11 protein-coding genes are annotated in these 18881 nt (G+C 58.2%); 6 read left to right on the forward strand and 5 right to left on the reverse strand.

What is annotated here, in order from left to right:
- The first annotated feature begins 107 nt into the window (after positions 1-107).
- The 6 genes from ACA071_RS02430 to ACA071_RS02455 all read left to right on the forward strand — a co-directional run bounded on the left by ACA071_RS02430 (position 108) and on the right by ACA071_RS02455 (position 8719).
- The gene (locus ACA071_RS02430) at positions 108-839 is read left to right on the forward strand and encodes a DUF4123 domain-containing protein (protein WP_497642972.1); all 732 of its coding nucleotides are present in this window, start codon (positions 108-110) and stop codon (positions 837-839) included.
- Positions 839-5497: an RHS repeat-associated core domain-containing protein gene (locus ACA071_RS02435; RefSeq protein ID WP_497642973.1), complete on the forward strand. Its 4659-nt coding sequence runs from the start codon at positions 839-841 to the stop codon at positions 5495-5497. The genes ACA071_RS02430 and ACA071_RS02435 overlap by 1 nt, the downstream gene beginning before the upstream one ends.
- Positions 5490-5804 carry a contact-dependent growth inhibition system immunity protein gene (locus tag ACA071_RS02440; protein ID WP_497642974.1) on the forward strand — a complete coding sequence of 105 codons (315 nt, stop codon included), beginning with the start codon at positions 5490-5492 and terminating at the stop codon, positions 5802-5804. The genes ACA071_RS02435 and ACA071_RS02440 overlap by 8 nt, the downstream gene beginning before the upstream one ends.
- Before the next feature lie 542 nt (positions 5805-6346).
- Positions 6347-6655: a contact-dependent growth inhibition system immunity protein gene (locus ACA071_RS02445; RefSeq protein WP_497642975.1), complete on the forward strand. Its 309-nt coding sequence runs from the start codon at positions 6347-6349 to the stop codon at positions 6653-6655.
- Between the two features lie 352 nt (positions 6656-7007).
- On the forward strand, positions 7008-7331 hold the full coding sequence (locus ACA071_RS02450) for a hypothetical protein (protein ID WP_497642976.1): 324 nt from the start codon (positions 7008-7010) through the stop codon (positions 7329-7331).
- Positions 7332-7879: 548 nt separating this feature from the next.
- Entirely contained in the window at positions 7880-8719 is an 840-nt protein-coding gene (locus tag ACA071_RS02455; protein WP_497642977.1) for a 23S rRNA (adenine(2030)-N(6))-methyltransferase RlmJ, read from the forward strand.
- 171 nt (positions 8720-8890) lie between these two features.
- On the opposite strand, the gene msrA is transcribed toward ACA071_RS02455, so the two are convergent.
- The 5 genes from msrA to aceE form a co-directional block, all read right to left on the reverse strand.
- Entirely contained in the window at positions 8891-9538 is a 648-nt protein-coding gene (gene msrA, locus ACA071_RS02460) for a peptide-methionine (S)-S-oxide reductase MsrA (protein ID WP_497645259.1), read from the reverse strand.
- Between the two features lie 69 nt (positions 9539-9607).
- Entirely contained in the window at positions 9608-12301 is a 2694-nt protein-coding gene (locus ACA071_RS02465; RefSeq protein WP_497642978.1) for a sensor domain-containing phosphodiesterase, read from the reverse strand.
- A 251-nt stretch (positions 12302-12552) separates the two neighbouring features.
- Complete coding sequence (locus ACA071_RS02470) at positions 12553-13947, reverse strand: alkaline phosphatase D family protein (protein WP_497642979.1); 1395 nt, start codon at positions 13945-13947, stop codon at positions 12553-12555.
- A 279-nt stretch (positions 13948-14226) separates the two neighbouring features.
- Positions 14227-16194: a dihydrolipoyllysine-residue acetyltransferase gene (aceF, locus tag ACA071_RS02475; RefSeq protein ID WP_497642980.1), complete on the reverse strand. Its 1968-nt coding sequence runs from the start codon at positions 16192-16194 to the stop codon at positions 14227-14229.
- A gap of 11 nt (positions 16195-16205) precedes the next feature.
- On the reverse strand, positions 16206-18851 hold the full coding sequence (gene aceE / locus ACA071_RS02480) for a pyruvate dehydrogenase (acetyl-transferring), homodimeric type (protein WP_497642981.1): 2646 nt from the start codon (positions 18849-18851) through the stop codon (positions 16206-16208).
- Positions 18852-18881: the final 30 nt, after the last annotated feature.

The raw sequence follows: 18881 nt of genomic DNA on the forward strand, positions 1-18881 counted from the left end.
TAATGGCTTTTCGAAAGTGTTATTTTTCACGTTAGAAATATTTCTATCAATTGTTGTTCTGGATAACAGCGCACTCGATCCTTTCGGGCGCTGCACGGGCGCTCGTCATGAATACAGTAACTCCCAGTTATTGGCTGCAACTTCAGCCACTCACGACTGATGAAAAACTCTTCGCAATTTTCAGCAACGCCAGCGCGGCTGAGCCATTCAAAGCCTGGCAACGCTCAATCACTGCGCAAGCACCGAGCCCGATCTGGGCTGACACCGCCTACGCCGAGTGGGAAGCGGTGATGCCTTTTGTGGGAATCGTCGACGCTGATAGTGAGTTTCTGGAGTGGGTCGCCTCCACCGAGTCCCGCGATTGGGGCTGGTTGGCGGTTTCTTCGGCCAGCCCTGAAGCGCTGGTCGAACACTTGCGCTCCCTCACGCAAGCGCTGCTGCCCAATGGTGACAGTGTGTTTTTTCGTTTCTGGGATGGGCGCTATCTGCTGCCGATTCTGCAATCCAGCGAAGTCCGCGTCGCTGAACTGATGCCAGTGATCGACCGTTGCTTGATCAATGGTCAGACGCTCGACATCGGTGGCCGCGCGCTAAAAAGCACTCAGGTTTTCCCCTGGTGGCAAGTCCCCGAAATGCTCCTGGAACAGCTCGCCGCGCAGTCCTCCACCACCCGAATCAACAACCTGCTGAAGTGGCTGAGCGAAGACCGCCCGGACCTGTTCGAAGCATTTTCCGAAAGCGTTTTACGCCGCAAGGTCGCGAGTTTTCTTGAGGCGCCGGACCTGCCCGAGGCACCGAAACAGGCCTTGGTGGATTACCTGATGGTGGAGCTGAACTGATGGATCAGATGGTGTACATCGAGCAGGAGCTCGACAGTTTCAAAGACACTTTGAGTGTGTATCGCCAACAGCTCGACCGCTTGTTCGTCCGGGCTGCGGACAAGGTCAGCCGCGCCACGGATATGCCTTCGCTGATGGGCATGGAGCGGACGATCAAACTGGGCAACACCACCACGGCGGTGAGCAGTCGCGACGACGATTTTTTCTCAAGCGTTGCCCAGTGTCCAGACAGCGGAATTCTGGAGATCGAGAGCAAGTTCGAGTCGGTTTACGACATCCCCTTGGGAAACATTCAGGTGGATGTCATCGCTACTGAGGGCGGCGAGACCACGCCCGTCACGCTTGATCAACACGGCAAGGGGCAATTCTCAGGCACGCCCGGCAAGTTCTACCGCATCCGTGTCCAGAGCGAAGTGACACCGGAGCAAGTCGACGAGCTTTTTCAATCGTACGACGGCCTCACACAAGAGCTGGAAGGCTGGCTACGCCGTGAATGGGAAGGCTTCCAGCCGCAGTGGTCGCAGTCAGTAATGGCCGCAGCGGGCAATGGCCTGCTCGCGGGAAGCTGGGCGGCGATCATCGGCGTTTGGGACAGTATCAGCCTTGTTTTTGACATCCTTAAAAACCCGGGCGATCACCTTGATCGGCTCGGCAGCGGCGCGCAGGAACTCATCGATTTAGCCAGGCAATCTCCTGCTGCGATGGAAAAAGCCATGCTGCTGGCCAGTGACGAAGCCGCGCTGTGCTTGCTGTTTCGCACGGCGAGCCTTTGGTTTTCGGCGCTACCGCCGAGCCAGATGATGGGATCATCCGCAGAGATGATCAGCAACGTCATTGTCATGTTGCTGATCGATATCCTGATTGCTTTTGCGCTGAGCCTTACAGGTGTCGGTCTGCCCGCCGCCGTGGCCTTTTTGACCTTGCGCGGGGTGAAGTACGGGAAGTGGCTGGCCGATCTCGCCATTCGTTTCGTCAAGGCGACTTTCAGCATCCTCAACCGCTTCATGACCTACGTCGACCACTACAAAAAGGTCGCGGCGCGAGGCATTGCGGCGGGTATCAAGAACGGCGCAATGCAGCTGCGTTGGGATGCCCGGCGCAATACCACTATCAAGAAAAACGAACACCACGACGACGCCCCCGACCAATCGAAAAACCCCAACGACGACGCCGCCACCTGTGCGCCTTCGACTTGCAACAATGGCTGCCCGGTATCGATGGTCACGGGCGAAGAACTGCTGACCCTCACCGACGGATCACTCGACGGCATCCTGCCGTTCGACTTCACCCGGCTCTACCGCACCAGCGCTGCCGAGATCGACAGCGGCCTCGGTTTCGGTTGGAGCCACAGCCTCGCCCATCGCCTGGAAATCGATGGCGACTACGTCATCTGGATCGACCACGAAAACCGTCACACCACGTTTCCGCTGCCGTCCACCGAACGCCCGGCGATCCACAACAGCCTGTCGCGCGCGGCGATTTATCTCGGCGAAGAACCTGAAGAACTGATCCTCGCCCAGGCCGGCGAAGAAACCCGTTTCTACCACTTTCATAATGGTTTTCTGACAGCGATCAGCGACGCGTACGACAACCGTCTGCGTGTCACCCGCGACCGCCAGGAACGCATCAAACGCCTCGACAACGGCGCCGGTCGCGCCTTGCTGTTGCGCTATGACCGCAGCCATTTGATTGCCGTCGATTACCAGCAATTCCGCCCGGCCGAGACACTCGATGATGCCTGGCACACCGAGCAGACGCTGGTCAGCTACCGCTACGACGAACGCCATCGATTGATCGCAGCGACCAACGCTGCCAGCGAAAGCGAGCGTTACGACTACGACGATCAGCACGTGATCCTCCAGCGGCAATTGGCCGGTGGGGCGAGTTTCTTTTGGGAGTGGGAAAGATCTGGCAAGGCTGCGCGATGTGTCCGGCATTGGGCGTCGTTTTCGCAGATGGACACGCGGTACGTCTGGGATGACGAGGGCAGTGTCACCGTTAAAAACATCGATGGCAGCGAAGAGGTTTACGTTCACGACGACCGGGCGCGGTTGGTGCGCAAGGTCGAATTGGACGGTGGCGAACACCTCAAGGCCTATGACGACAACGGCCGGCTAATTGCCGAACAAGACCCGCTCGGCGCCGTCACCGAATACCGCTACGACGAAGTCGGACGCCTCGTGGCGCTGATTCCACCGGAAGACGAGCCAACGGCCTACGAGTACCGCAGCGGTTTCCTGCATGCGCGCTATCGCGGCGAAGCGGTGTGGACCTATCGGCGCAATGCCCAGGGTGATGTCACCGAGGCTGTCGACCCGGATGGGCAGGTCACCCATTACCACTACGACGCTCAGGGGCGGATGCTGTCGGTCCGCTACCCGGACACCAGTCGGCATGTGTTTGTCTGGAATGGCTTGGGGCAACTGGTTGAAGATACGCTGCCGGACGGCGGCGTGCGGCGTTATTCCTACGACGTGCTGGGCCGAAGGACTACCAGTCAGGACGAACATGGCGCTGTTACCCGCTACCAGTGGGACGCCGTCGGCCGACTGATCCACACGACGCTTCCTACAGGTGCCACCCGCGCCTTCAGCTACAACGCCTACGGCCAGATCACCGCCGAACAGGACGAACTCGGCCACGTCACTCGCTACGAATACGCCGACGACCTGCACCTGGTCAGCCGCCGCATCAACCCTGACGGTACGCAGCTCAACTATCGCTACGACAACGCGCAGCTTCTGCTGACGGAAATCGAAAACGAATCCGGCGAAAAATATCAGCTGGATTACACGCCCAACGGATTGATCCGACAGGAAACCGGATTCGACGGCCAGCGCACGGCGTATGCCTACGACCTCAATGGCCAATTGCTGGAGAAAACCGAGTTTGGTGATGACGGCTCGCAGCTGATCACCGCTTACGAGCGGGATTCGGCCGGGCGGCTGTTGGTCAAAACCCTGCCCGACGGCATCAAGGTCGAATACCGCTACGACAGCCTTGGCCGCTTGGTCGGCGTCGATGACGGCAGCGACCATCCGCTGGAATTCGAATACGACAAGCACGACCGCCTCATCACTGAGCACCAGGGCTGGGGCACCTTGCGCTATGGCTATGACGCCTGCGGCCAACTCAAACGCCTGCGCCTGCCAGACAACAGCAAACTCGACTACCACCACGCCAAGGGCGGCGCCCTCAACGCCATCGACCTCAACGGCGCGCGGCTTACCACCCACCAATACCAATTCGGTCGCGAACAACAGCGTCAACAAGGGCAACTGACCAGCCACTACCACTACGACGAACAAGGCCGACTGCAAGCCCACGCTGTCCACCAACAAAACCGTCCGCAGTACCTGCGCCATTACAGCTACGCGGTTAACGGCAACCTCGCGTCCATCGCCGACAGCCGCCACGGCCAACGCAACTATTACTACGACGCCCTCAACCGCCTGACCCGCGTGCGCCACACCCGCGACGAACCGCCGGAAAGTTTTGCCCATGACCCGGCGGGGAACCTGCTGATGCAGGATCGGCCGGGTGCGGCGACCGTTAAGGGCAATCGCCTGCTGATGCAGGGGGATCGGCATTACGACTATGACGCCTTTGGCAATCTGATTCGTGAGCGTCGGGGTACTGGGCAGAAACTTGTCACCGAATACCGTTATGACTGCCAGCATCGGTTGGTTGGCGGCACGTTGCCGGATGGGAGTAGTGCGAGTTATCGCTACGACGCGTTTGGTCGCCGTATTGCCAAAACGGTCGAAGGTCGGACAACCGAGTTCTTCTGGCAGGGCGACCAAGTCGTCGCCGAAAGCAGCCGCGAACATTACCGCAGCTATATCTACGAACCCGGCACCTTCCGCCCCTTGGCCATGCTCGACGGCAAAGGCCCGCGCAAGGCTTGCCCGTTTTATTACCAACTCGACCACCTCGGCACACCGCAGGAACTGACGGATTTTGGTGGCGAGATTGTTTGGTCGGCGAAGTACAACGGCTATGGAAAGGTTGTTGGCCTGACGCATGGCGCGGGTGAACAACTTGAACAGCCGTTGCGGTTTCAGGGGCAGTATTTCGATGCTGAGAGCGGCCTGCATTACAACCGGCATCGGTACTATGATCCAGAGGTTGGGCGGTACCTGACGCCGGACCCGATCAAATTGGCGGGTGGGATCAACCAGTATCAGTACACGCCGAATCCGACGGGGTGGGTTGATCCGTTGGGGTTGGCATGTCTACCTTGTCCCGGTGATCCTGAAGGGCCATTTAGCGAAATTGTTCCCGGTGGGGGGTTGGGGGCTCATGAGGCTCGAGGTGGCCATTTGATCGAGAAGCATATAGGTCGGACGGAAGGTCAAATGAGGGCTAGGCTTAAAGCAGAACCTAAAATACCAATTGCTTCCACTTTTGCTACTAGGGTTGAAGCTGAGGCGGCTGTTTCAGGAGTCATTGCTAAGAATAAGAAAGAAATTGCTGATTTTCTAAAAGGTACGGATAAAAAACTGGTTATTAATCAATCAGTGCCAGCGCCTGCAGGTGTTGGCGTAGTTCGCAAGAGCGGAACACTCGAGCCTTTATCTATGATCAGGTTAATACTTAAACGAGATCTAGGTTCGCCAACTGGATATTTTATATTAACGGGGTTTGTAAATGGATAGTAAAAATTTCCCACGTCTATATCAGTTCTTGGGGGCTTACTTTCATGAGGATTGGATGAGTGAATTTGAGTTTGCAGATGATGTTGTTAAATCGTTTCTGTTGGACTCATCTAAGGAATCTGTTCTAAGCGTCAAGGCAGAAATAAATACGCTTATAATGCATAGGGTGAATGAGCCTGAACTGCAAGATTTTCTATTAAGCGAAATGAGCTGTTGCTATTGTTATTGGGATGATTGGTCGTCGGGGCGGGAATGGTTGGCGCATGTTCTCGGTCTGTTGGAAAAAAGTTGTGAAAATGATGTGTGAAGAAATAATTCGAGAATTTAATTCTCCTGGGGGCATATGGCGACACTGTTATTGACTTGTACGAAAGTGACGATGACGGTGATGCTGCAGTTTTCCAAAGTACAGTTATGAGTATTTTTGGTGCAAAGGGGTTATTGGAGTTAGCGACAGATCCAGCTTGTCCGAGTAGACTCTATTTTGCCGAGTTGCTTTCGAAATATTTCTTGTGGATGTTTCGGTGCAGTGTTGAATTGCCGTTTCATACTTCTCGATTTCGCGGAATTATGTCGAGAGAAGAGTATCGAAATGAAAATATGAAGCGAGATGATGAGATTTATAATCTTTGCTTGGTTTTAGACAGTATGCGAACTATTTATGATTCCGCGGTTCAGTCCCTGCATAAGCAAATCCTTGATTTTAGGAATGGTCAGGGTGAGTGCAGTTCTAAGTATTATTTTGAGTGCTGCTCCAAGTTGGATCTGAGTCTGTTTGATCGGTAAATACTTTATGGAAGAGCCGAGTCTGCCTAAAGGGTGTGTTTTACTCGCAGAATTTACAGGGAAATGAATGAGCAATTTCCCGAGTTGCATGAGTTTTTGGGAGCGTATTTCCACCAAGACTGGACGGTGGAGCATGAGACCGCTGAGCAAGTAATAGATGCTTTTCTCGCTGATTCTGACTCGGAAGATCTCACTATTGTCAGAGGAGAAATTAATGCTCTGCTTAATAAGGGGGAGGATGAGATGGAATTACGAAATTATCTTTTGAAAGAGCTGAGCTGTTACTACTGCTACTGGAATGTGTGGGAGTCCGGCGTGTCCTGGCTGCTCCATATAGCAGATAGATTAGCTAATGGAATTGCCCGTCCCTGATCACAACGGGCTGCGAAATTTCCGGACAAGGTCATCGGAAGTTTCCTTCAAGATGTAGCGGTTTCCATGAACTGGTGCGATGTGAGATCCGTGGATAGTCTTTGGCTGTCGCTGCAAATGTAGTGGCAGGGTGTAGGAACCCTTGGGTATTCACCGCGCATCTGCGCTGTCGTCTGATTGCGGCACTTTATTCGTGTCCGTAAGATCGTTCGCGGCGGTTGTGCGCGGGACACGCTTCGGCGTGGCTGAGTTTGGTGGGTACCTCAGTTTCCTACTCCCGCGCACGGCTGCCACCCAAGCCCGTAGGAAAGGCCGTTGGTAGCTCAAATGTAACCACCAAGGTCTATAAAAAATGAAAACTCTTCACCCCGACCCACCCTACGAAAAACCAGTCCCCCACCCCGACAACCGCTACATGGCGCTCACCAGCAATTGCTGTGAAATGCCCACCCTGTTCGTCGACACCCACGCCCCGCTTGATGTTTTGTATGACGCTGCCAACTATCGAATCCGCGCCGTTACCCAGGTGCTGGAGAACCTGTCCATGCGCGATTCAATCGAATGTGAGTCCTTCATCCTCAGTGACTTTGCCTTGCTCTGCGCCATTCCGTTGCGGGATGGGTGTGATGTGATGGATGTGATTGGGCGGCGGTTGCGGGCTCGGTCGCCGGAGTAGGGCTACGTGATGATCGTTCCCATGCTCCGCGTGGGAATGCAGCCCGTGACGCTCTGCGTCACCTCGGTGTAAGGACTTGGCACCGGTGGTGCGGCTGGAACGCGGAGCGTCCCTGGAGGCATTCCCACGCGGAGCATGGGAACGATCGAGGTTCGGCGTTTGATCGTTCCCACGCTCCTGCGTGGGAATGCAGCCCGTGACGCTCTGCGTCACATCGGTGTAAGGACTTGGCACCGGTGGTGCGGCTGGAACGCGGAGCGTCCCTGGAGGCATTCCCACGCGGAGCATGGGATCGATCGAGGTTCGGCGTTTGATCGTTCCCACGCTCCTGCGTGGGAATGCAGCCCGTGATGCTCTGCGTCACTTCGGTGTCAGGACTTGGCGCCGGTGGTGCGGCTGGAACGCGGAGCGTCCCTGGAGGCATTCCCACGCGGAGCGTGGGAACGATCACCGTGTGGCGTCAGGCGCGATCAAATGCCCGCTCAGCCGCGAACCCCTGACGTTAGGCTCGGTACAAGGTAAACTTCCCGGCCTTCGCAGGAGCAATCATGAATTATCGTCACGCCTTCCATGCCGGCAATCACGCCGATGTGTTCAAACACCTGACTTTGACCCGCCTCATCGCCCTGATGTCGCGCAAGGAGCAGCCGTTTGCCTATCTCGACACTCACGCCGGTATTGGTCTGTATGACCTGCAGGGTGATCAGGCGAGTCGTACCGGGGAGTACCTGGAAGGGATCGCGCGGTTGTGGGATCAGCCGGATCTGCCGGAGCTGACCGCCGATTACATGAAGGTGTTGCACGACATGAACCCGGATGGCCAGTTGCGCTATTACCCGGGGTCGCCGGAGTTGGCGCGGCGGCTGACGCGGCCGCAGGATCGGGTGATGCTCAACGAGAAGCATCCTGAAGACGGTTTGCTGCTCAAGGACAATATGGCCGGTGATCGTCGGGTGAAGGTTCATCTGGGCGAGGGCTGGCATGTGCCGCGGGCGATGTTGCCGGTGCAGGAGAAGCGCGCGGTGATGTTGATTGATCCGCCGTTCGAGCAACTTGATGAGATGCAGCGCTGTGCGGCGTCGCTGAAAGAGGCGATTGGCCGGATGCGCCAAACGGTGGCGGCGATTTGGTACCCGGTGAAGGACCAGCGCCTGCTGCGTCGTTTCTATCAGGACCTGGCCGGCTCGGGCGCGCCGAAGTTGTTGCGGGTGGAGTTGTTGGTGCATCCGCTGGATACGCCGAATAGCCTGAACGGCTCGGGGTTGGCGATTGCGAATCCGCCGTGGGGGCTGGAAGAGGAATTGCGTGAGCTGCTGCCGTGGTTGTCCAAGAAGCTTGGGCAGACCCAGGGTGGGTGGCAGATGGATTGGTTGATTGCTGAGAGTTGACCGATCGTGACTGATCGTTCCCACGCTCTGCGTGGGAATGCCTCAAGGGACGCTCCGCGTTCCAGCTCGCGAAAGGGACGCGGAGCGTCCCAGGCTGCATTCCCACGCGGAGCGTGGGAACGATCAGATCGAGGCATTCCCACGCAGCGTGGGGACGATCAGGTCAAACGATCAAATCGGGCAAGTCACGCCCGTGCCGCCAATCCCGCAATACCCTTCAGGGTTTTTGGCCAGGTACTGCTGGTGATAGGCCTCGGCGAAGTAGACCGTCGGCGCTTCGTCGATTTCGGTGGTGATGGTGCCTTTGCCAGCCTTGGTCAGTTCAGCCTGGAACACTTGTTCGCTGTGCTTGGCGGCGGCCAACTGATCCGGGTTGGTGGCGTAGATCACCGAGCGGTATTGAGTACCGATATCGTTGCCCTGGCGCATGCCCTGAGTGGGGTTGTGCAGTTCCCAGAACATCTTCAGCAGTTCGTCGTAGCTGACTTTCGCTGGTTCGTAGACCACCAGAACCACTTCGCTGTGGCCGGTCAGGCCTGAGCAGACTTCTTCATACGTCGGGTTCGGCGTAAAGCCGCCGGCGTAACCCACCACCGTACTGACCACGCCTTCGCGCTGCCAGAATTTGCGTTCCGCGCCCCAGAAGCAGCCCAGGCCGAAGATCGCGAAATCCACGTCCATCGCGAACGGGCCCAGCAACGGCGCGTCGTGGACAAAGTGTTTTTCCGGCAGGTTCATCGGGGTTTCACGGCCGGGCAGAGCTTGTTCTTTAGTCGGGAGCACGTTTTTGTTCACCAGAATTTCCGAGCGCAAGACCATCATCAGTCCCCTCAGTCAGGTTGAATGTAAATTGTCAGACACGCAGTTTGCCCGAGTGTTACGCCGCTGTCAGGCAATCGGGCCGCGCGGGTAGCGTTTGAGCTTTTCGATCAGCTCGGAACCGGGGATCGGGCGGTCGAACAGGTAGCCCTGGCCGACGTCGCAACGGTGGCGGCGCAGGAACGCCAACTGCTCGGCGGTCTCGATGCCTTCAGCCACGACCTTGAGCTTCAGGTTGTGGGCCATGGCGATCACTGCGGAGGTGATTTCCATGTCGTCCTGGTTGTCCGGGATTTCGTGGATGAAGCTGCGATCGATCTTGATGATGTCGATCGGGAATTTTTTCAAGTAGCTGAGCGATGAGTAACCGGTGCCGAAGTCGTCCATGGCCAGGGTCAGGCCCAGGCGCTTGAGCTGGTCGAGTTGCAAATGAGTGTCTTCGGTGGCCTCCAGCAGCAGGCCTTCGGTCAGTTCCAGCTCCAGCAGGTTGGCCGGCAGGGCTTCTTCCTTGAGGATGCTGGCGATGGACGCCACCAGGTCCGGGTCGGAAAACTGCTTGGGCGACAGGTTGATCGCCACTTGCAGTTTGCCCAGTCCCGCAGCGGTCAGATCCTTGCTCATGCGGCAGGCCTGACGGGCGATCCATTTGCCGATCGGAATGATCAGGCCGGTCTCTTCCGCCACGCTGATGAACTGGTCCGGGCGGATCATGCCTTTTTCCGGATGGTTCCAGCGCAGTAAGGCTTCCATCCCCAGCAAACGACCGCTGCGCAGGCACAGCTTGGGCTGGTAGAACACGTCCAGCTCATTCTGGGTCAGGGCGCGACGCAGGTTGTTTTCGACGAACAGTTTGTAGCTGGCTTCGGCATTCAGCGCTTCGGTGAACACCTGGACCTGATGCTTGCCGTTGGCCTTGGCCTTGTGCAGCGCGAGGCCGGCGTTGCGCATCAGCGTTTGCGGGTCGCGGCCATGCAGCGGCGCGCAGGCCAGGCCTACGGAGCCGGTAACGCTGATCAACTGGTTGTCGACGAACATAGGCTTGTCGAGGGTCGCCAGCAATTGGTTGGCGACTTGCTGGCCGGCCGAGAGGTCGGTGTTGTCCAGCAGCACCGCGAATTCGTTACTGGCGAAGCGCGCCAGGCTGCCGCTCGGGCTCAGGCTGTTGCGCAGGCGCCTGGCCAGGCTGATCAGCAGTTTGTCGCCGGTCTGGTGGCCGAGGCTGTCGTTGATCCGCTTGAAGTTGTCGATGTCCACCAGCAACAGGCTGATCGGGGTATCGCTGTCTCGTGCGAAGCGTTCGTCCAGGTTACGGATAAACGCCGGGCGGTTGCCGAGGTTGGTCAGGTTGTCGGTGTAGGCCAGGCGCTCGATGCGCTGCTGGGCGAGCTTGGTCTGGGTGATGTCTTCGTAGATGCCGATGTAATGCGTCAGTTCGCGGTTGTCGCCGTAAACCTTGGAGATCGACAACTGGCCCCAGTACGGTTCGAGGTTTTTGCGGCGGCTCTTGAACTCGCCCTGCCAGCTGTTGCTCTTGGCCAGCGCCGAGGGTGCATCGAACAGCAGTTCGCTGAGGTTTTCCAGCGCCGGCAGTTCCGACAGCCGCTGGCCGTGGACTTCTTCGGTGCTGTACTGGGTGATCGCGGTGAAGCTCGGGTTGACGTATTCGACCACGCCGTCGCAATTGACCAGTAAAAAGGCGTTGGCACTTTGCTCGACCGCACGCTGGAACAGGTGCAGGGCGCTGGTGGCGGTGCGGCGGTTGTGGTTGTTGATGACCTGGGCGAACTGATCCGCCAGCTCACCGGCAAAGGCGATTTCGTCGGACTGCCAGGCGCGGGTGGCACCGGTCTGCTCCAGGCACAGGACGCCGACCACCTGACCATCGACGCGGATACTGGCGTCGAGCATGGCGTTGACGTCCCGCGGGCGCAGGCTTTCGGCCATGTCCCGGGTCCGCGGATCGCGGATGGCGTTATGCGCGTCGATAGCGCGACTGGTGTGCAAGGCGTCGAGGTAGTCGGGGAAACTGCTGACGTCGATCGGCTCCGGCAGCAAGTATTCCTGAGTGGCGCGGTGATAAGCCGAGATCGGCACCAGGGTCGAGCCTTCGAGGTTCCACAGGCTGGCGCAGTCGATTTCGTAGATGTCGCAGGCGCAACGGGTGATCAGTTCGGCGGCTTCTTGCAGGGAATTGCCGGTGCTGTAGCGCTGGCGGGTCAGCAGCAGGATCAAGTCTTGCTGGGCGCGCACCCGGTCCAGGTGCTGCAGTTGTTCCTGCTGGGCGCGCTGGTTGAGTTCCAGGGCGATTTGCAGGCGCGAGTTCTGGGTTTCCAGGTCCAGGGCCGGCAGCAGCGGCTCACCGTCGAATAAGCCGTCCACCACCAGCAGGTAGCCGCGCAGCAGGTGTCGATTGTGTTGTTTGTAGGCTTCGCCGAGTTCCAGCAGGCTCAAGGTGCCAGCGGCGGTGTGCAGGGTGTAGCGGATCAGGTAATGCGGGCTTTCGGTGAGTTGCAGCTGGATCGCGTCATGCAGTTGATAGCGCGCTTCGGGCTCCATCAGGCTGGCGTAGGGCGAACCGACCAGCGCGCAGAGCTCCACCGCCGGCAGGCCGAACTGGCGTTCGCAATTGGGATCGAGAAACAACAGCGCCCAGCTCGCTTCATTCAGCCGTTCGAAACGCAGCATGCCGAGCCGCGAGGGCACAGGCAACTGCGTCACTACCTCGGCCACCATACGGCTGGCGGCATCGGGTTGGCTTTTCATGGAGGGAAACTCGCTTCGAATATGCTGATCGCGCCGGGCTCTCGCCCTCTTTACTGTTGCCTGCGGCAAGGTTGCATCATTGCGGCACCGACTGACAAGAGACATGAAGGCCAAGTGCTATAAGAATATGTCGGCAGGAGGGGGGATTTCTTCAGCGCAGGGCAGAAAGTAACGGTTTTGGCCGAAAAGATCGCAGCCTTCGGCGGCGCCCACAGGCGCAAGGAGCTGCCGAAGGCTGCGATCTTTTGCTATTAACGCAACGGAATGCCGACCGACTGCAAAAGGTTGCCATCCCGGTCGTGGTAATTGACGCGAATCTGCTGCGCCTCAACCACCACATGCGCAAAATTATCCTGGCTCACCACCTTGCTCGTCAGCTCATGCCGATAGTCGCCAGCGGCTGTTTGCACCAACGGCTGATCAAGGATGAAGGTCGATTCCTTGGCATATGGCAGCAGTTTGCTGTTGCACAGCGGCGACGAAACGATGGTGTGAATCTCGAAGTCCGGATCTTCGCTGTGGGTCAGACGACTGGTCAGGGAGCCGTGGACATCACCGGAAATGATGATGACGTTCTGGATACGGTGTGTACGAATTGTCTCCAGTAACCGCAGGCGCTGTTCGGGGAAGGCTTTCCAGGCGTCGTCGCCATGGCTTTTGCGGTCGGGGTAGAACATCACGCTGGTGACCACGAATTTGACCCGTGCCGGACTGTTGATCAGCCATTTGAGCAGCGTTTGTTCCTGTTCTGCATCAAGGATGCGTCGATCATCGGCAGATAGATTGCGTCGGGTTCGGCTGTCGGTAACAAACCATTCAATATCGCCTTCGGTAAATTGATACCAATACTGTTGCCGTTGTCGGCTTATTTGCCCGTCGGTCAGTAGTTCATGCGCCGGGCTGTGACTGGCTTGATATATCTCATAGGCGCCAATGGCATTTTTATACAAATAATCATCGTTTTTACTTTTGTTGGCGGGCCAGTTGTCTTCGATTTCATGATCGTCCAGGATCATGTAAGTCGGCGTACCAGACATTAGTCTGCTGATATTGGGCTGTGAAAAAGCCGCGCGGTATTTACGCAGTATGTCGTTGTATTCCCGGTCGGGGGCAACGAGGTTCAAGTCATCAACATAAATCTGGTCGCCGGTCATCAGTGTGGCGCTGATTGGCGGATGAGCCTGTTCCGCCAGCTTCGTGATCGAGGAAAAAATCCGGTCGCCCAGATGCGGTGTCGAGGCTATACCGGCCGTCATGCGCAGGTATCGGCAAGACCCGACGATGTAAGCCCGTGGCAACGTGGCCTTGCTGGATCGAGTGCGGAAACGATAGATCTCCCGCGGCCATTGCAGCGGCAACTCCCCCACGGTTTCTACGGTATGCACCGGGCTCATGGGGCTGAACCAACCGGCCTGATACTCGTATTCGGTATCTTCGCTCAGGGTATTTAATGCAATGACATCGGCCATGTCCTGCAAGACTGAGAGTTTTGCAAACACGCCTTTAGTCCAGCGCTCTTCGCTCAGTCGTCGATAACGGATGCCCGCAAATACCAAGGCGTCATTTTGACTGTCACCGCGCAAGAAGATACGCGCATGGTTAGTTGTGGTGTGGCCAATAATCGGGCCAACAGTTGGTTTGAACATGTTCGAGTCCGTTCGAGTTAATGCTAACTAAGCTAATTTAGGTGTCAAAGTTCATGCTGAACTTTATGAAACTAAGCCTAGTTATTGGCGTGCAAAAAATATCGAGCCGAAGTGGACTGAAGTTGTGGGCGAAGTAAGCCGCGGACGTAGGAAATAAATCAGTGCTTTCTTCAAAGCAAAAAAAAGCCCCGCCAAATTGGCGGGGTTGAGGTACGAGCGTGGCGCTCGGAAATCGTCGAACGCGACAGGCCCTCCGGTAAAGGAGGACCCGCCGGTTTGTTACAGCAGGATGGTGCGGATGTCCGCCAGCAGGCTGCTCAGACGCTGGGTGAAGCGTGCAGCAGCGGCGCCGTTGATCACACGGTGATCGTAGGACAACGACAGCGGCAGCATCAGTTTCGGCTGGAAGGCTTTGCCGTCCCAGACTGGCTGGATGGTTGCCTTGGAAACACCAAGGATCGCCACTTCCGGCGCGTTGACGATCGGCGTGAAGCCGGTGCCGCCAATGTGGCCGAGGCTGGAAATGGTGAAGCAGGCGCCTTGCATGTCGTCAGCGGTGAGCTTCTTGTCGCGGGCTTTGGCAGCCAGCACAGCCGCCTCAGCCGCAAGCTGCAGAAGGCTTTTCTGGTCGACGTTCTTGATGACCGGTACCAGCAAGCCATCCGGGGTGTCGACCGCGAAGCCGATGTTCACGTACTTCTTGCGGATGATCGCCTTGCCGCTTGGTGCCAGCGAACTGTTGAAGTCCGGCAGTTCCTTGAGCAGGTGCGCACACGACTTGAGCAGCAGCGGCAGGATGGTCAGCTTGACGCCAGCCTTCTCTGCAACGGCTTTCTGGGCGATGCGGAACGCTTCCAGGTCGGTGATATCAGCCGAATCGAACTGAGTCACGTGCGGAATGTTCAACCAGCTGCGGTGCAGGCTCGACGCGCCGATTTGCATCAGGCGAGTCATCGGCACTTCTTCGGTTTCACCGAAGCGGCTGAAGTCCACGACCGGAATCGGCGGGATGCCCGCGCCGCCGGTGGCGCCAGCCGCAGCGGCCGGTGCTTCCTTGGCCTTCTGCATCATGGCTTTGACGTAAACCTGCACGTCTTCTTTCAGCACACGACCGTGCGGACCGCTTGGGCTGACCGCGCTCAGCTCGACGCCGAATTCACGGGCCAGTTGGCGCACAGCCGGGCCGGCGTGAACCTTGGCGCCTGGCTTGGCCGGAGCCGCAGCGGGAGCAGCGGCTGCCGGAGCAGCAGGTGCCGCGGCAGATGGAGCAGGAGCAGAAGCGGTCGGTGCGGCGGTAGCGGCAGGAGCCGGTGCAGCAGCAGGTGCAGCGCCTTTGACTTTCAGCTTCAGGATCAGGTCGCCAGTACCGACTTCGTCATCCAGCTTGATGGAAACGCTTTCCACCACGCCAGCGGCAGGCGATGGAATTTCCATGCTCGCCTTGTCGGATTCCAGGGTGATCAGCGACTGGTCGGCGGTGACGGTGTCGCCAGCCTTGACCAGTACTTCGATGATCTTGGCCTTGCCCGACGAACCGATGTCCGGGACGTGAATGTCCTGAACGCTGTCGGCAACCGGTGCAGCCGGGGCCGCAGCGGCTGGCGCTGGAGCAGCGGCGGCGGCCGGAGCAGCCTGAGCTGGCGCGGCAGCAGCAGGGGCCGCAGCACCCGCCACTTCCAGGTCCAGGATCAGATCGCCGGTGCCGACTTCGTCATTGAGCTTGACGCTGATGGCCTTGACCACGCCAGCGGCAGGCGATGGGATTTCCATGCTCGCCTTGTCGGATTCCAGGGTGATCAGCGACTGATCAGCCGCGACGGTGTCGCCGACCTTGACCTGAATCTCGATGATCTGGGCCTTGCCCGACGAACCGATGTCCGGCACGTGCACTTGCTGAACCGAAGCGGCAGCAGGCGCGACAGCTGGAGCGGCGGCGGCAGGAGCAGCCGCCGGTTTCGCTTCAGCCTTGGCAGCCGGCGCAGCAGCGGCAGGCGCAGGGGCCGCAGCAGCGGCACCTTCGACTTCCAGCTCCAGCAGTTCGTCGCCTTCTTTCAGGCGGTCGCCCAGCTTCACTTTCAGGCTCTTGATGATGCCGGCTTTCGGCGCAGGCACTTCCATGCTCGCCTTGTCCGACTCAAGCGTCAGGATGCTCTGGTCGGCTTCGATACGGTCGCCGACCTTCACAAATAGTTCGATTACTTCACCTTCACCGCTGCCGATGTCAGGTACTCGAATGAGTTCGCTCACAGATTGTCTCCTCAGCAGTCCAGTGGGTTGCGTTTTTCCGGGTTGATCCCGAACTTGACGATAGCCTCAGCCACCACCTTAGGTTCGATATCACCACGGTCAGCCAAGGCTTCCAGGGCTGCCAACACCACGAAATGACGGTCGACTTCGAAGAAGTGACGCAGCTTCTTACGGCTGTCACTGCGACCGAAACCGTCGGTGCCCAGGACTTTGAATTCCTTGGACGGGACCCACTGACGAATTTGTTCAGCGAACAGCTTCATGTAGTCGGTAGAGGCGATGACCGGACCTTGACGGCCGTTCAGGCACTCTTCGACGTAGCTCAGCTTAGGCTTCTGGCCCGGGTGCAGACGGTTGCTGCGCTCCACGGCCAGGCCATCGCGACGCAATTCGTTGAAGCTGGTAACGCTCCACACGTCAGCGCCGACGTTGAACTGTTCACGCAGGATCTTCGCGGCTTCACGGACTTCACGCAGGATGGTGCCGGAGCCCATCAGTTGAACGTGATGCGCCGCTTCGCGGGTGTCTTCTTCGAGCAGGTACATGCCCTTGATGATGCCTTCCTCGACACCGGCCGGCATGGCTGGCTGCTGGTAGGACTCGTTCATCACAGTGATGTAGTAGAAAACGTCCTGCTGCTGTTCGGTCATCTTCTTCATGCCGTCCTGGATGATCACCGCCAGCTCATAGCCGTAGGTTGGATCAAAAGTGCGGCAGTTCGGGATGGTGCCGGCCAGGATGTGGCTGTGACCATCTTCGTGTTGCAGGCCTTCGCCGTTGAGCGTGGTCCGGCCGGCGGTGCCGCCGATCAGGAAGCCACGGGTACGGCTGTCGCCAGCGGCCCAGGCAAGGTCGCCGATACGCTGGAAGCCGAACATCGAGTAGAAGATGTAGAACGGCAGCATTGGCTGGTTGTGGCTGGAGTACGAAGTACCGGCAGCGATGAAGGAGCTCATGGCGCCCGCTTCGTTGATGCCTTCTTCGAGGATCTGGCCCTTCTTGTCTTCTTTGTAGAACATCACCTGGTCTTTATCGACTGGCTCGTAGAGCTGGCCGACGGACGAGTAGATGCCCAACTGACGGAACATGCCTTCCATACCGAAGGTACGGGCTTCGTCCGGGATGATCGGAACGATGCGCGAGCCGATTTCCTTGTCCTTGACCAGTTGCGCGAGGATCCGCACGAAAGCCATGGTGGTGGAAATTTCACGGTCGCCCGAGCCGTCCAGGATAGCCTTGAGGGTATCGAGTGGCGGTGTCGGGATATCGAAGCTCTTGGCGCGGCGCTGTGGCACGAAACCGCCCAGTGCAGTGCGGCGCTCGCTCAGGTAGCGGGCTTCGGCGCTGTTCGGCTCTGGCTTGAAGAACGGCAGGTTTTCCAGCTCTTCGTCCTTGACTGGGATGTCGAAACGATCGCGGAACAGCTTCAGGCTTTCAACATCAACCTTCTTGGTGTTGTGCGCGGTGTTCTTCGCTTCGCCGGCACCGGTGCCATAACCCTTGATGGTCTTGGCCAGGATGACGGTCGGTTGTTCTTTGTGGTTGACCGCTTCGTGGTACGCCGCGTAGACCTTGTACGGGTCGTGGCCGCCACGGTTGAGTTTCCAGATCTCGTCGTCGGACAGATCAGCAACCATCGCCTTGAGTTCTGGCGTGTTGAAGAAGTGTTCACGCACGAACGCGCCGTCTTTGGCTTTGTAGTTCTGGTACTCGCCGTCGATGACTTCGTCCATGCGACGTTGCAGGATACCGTCGACGTCTTTGGCCAGCAGCGGGTCCCAGAAACGGCCCCAGATGACTTTGGTCACGTTCCACTGAGCACCACGGAACACGCCTTCGAGTTCCTGGATGATCTTGCCGTTGCCGCGAACCGGGCCGTCGAGGCGCTGCAGGTTGCAGTTAATGACGAAGATCAGGTTGTCGAGCTTCTCGCGGCCAGCCAGCGAGATCGCGCCCAGGGATTCCGGCTCGTCGCACTCGCCGTCGCCCAGGAAGCACCAGACTTTTTGCTTGCCTTCAGGGATGAAGCCACGGGCTTCCAGGTACTTCATGAAGCGTGCCTGGTAGATCGCCTGGATCGGGCCCAGACCCATGGATACGGTCGGGAACTGCCAGAAGTCAGGCATCAGCCAAGGGTGCGGATAGGACGACAAGCCCTGGCCGTCGACTTCCTGGCGGAAGTTGTTCATTTGTTCTTCGGTGATGCGGCCTTCCATGAACGCGCGGGCATAAACGCCTGGCGAGGTGTGGCCCTGGAAGTAGATCAGGTCGCCGCCGTGTTCGTCGGTCGGGGCCTGGAAGAAGTAGTTGAAGCCGATGTCATACAGGGTGGCGCTGGAGGCGAAGCTGGAGATGTGACCGCCCAGGTCCGAATCTTTCAGGTTCGTACGCATCACCATGGCCATCGCGTTCCAGCGAACCAACGAGCGAATGCGGCGTTCCATGAACAGGTCGCCAGGCATGCGTGCTTCGTGGGTAACAGGAATGGTGTTGCGGTATGGCGTGGTGATGGCGTAAGGCAGTTGCGAACCGCTACGGGTCGCCAATTCGCCCATACGGGTCATCAGATAGTGAGCGCGGTCTTCGCCTTCTTTGTCGAGAACCGATTCCAGGGCGTCCAGCCATTCCTGGGTTTCGACGGGATCGAGGTCTTGCATGGCTTGCTCCAGGGCGGAAAGGCTTCCAGA

The sequence above is a fragment of the Pseudomonas sp. LBUM1646 genome (assembly GCF_059716165.1).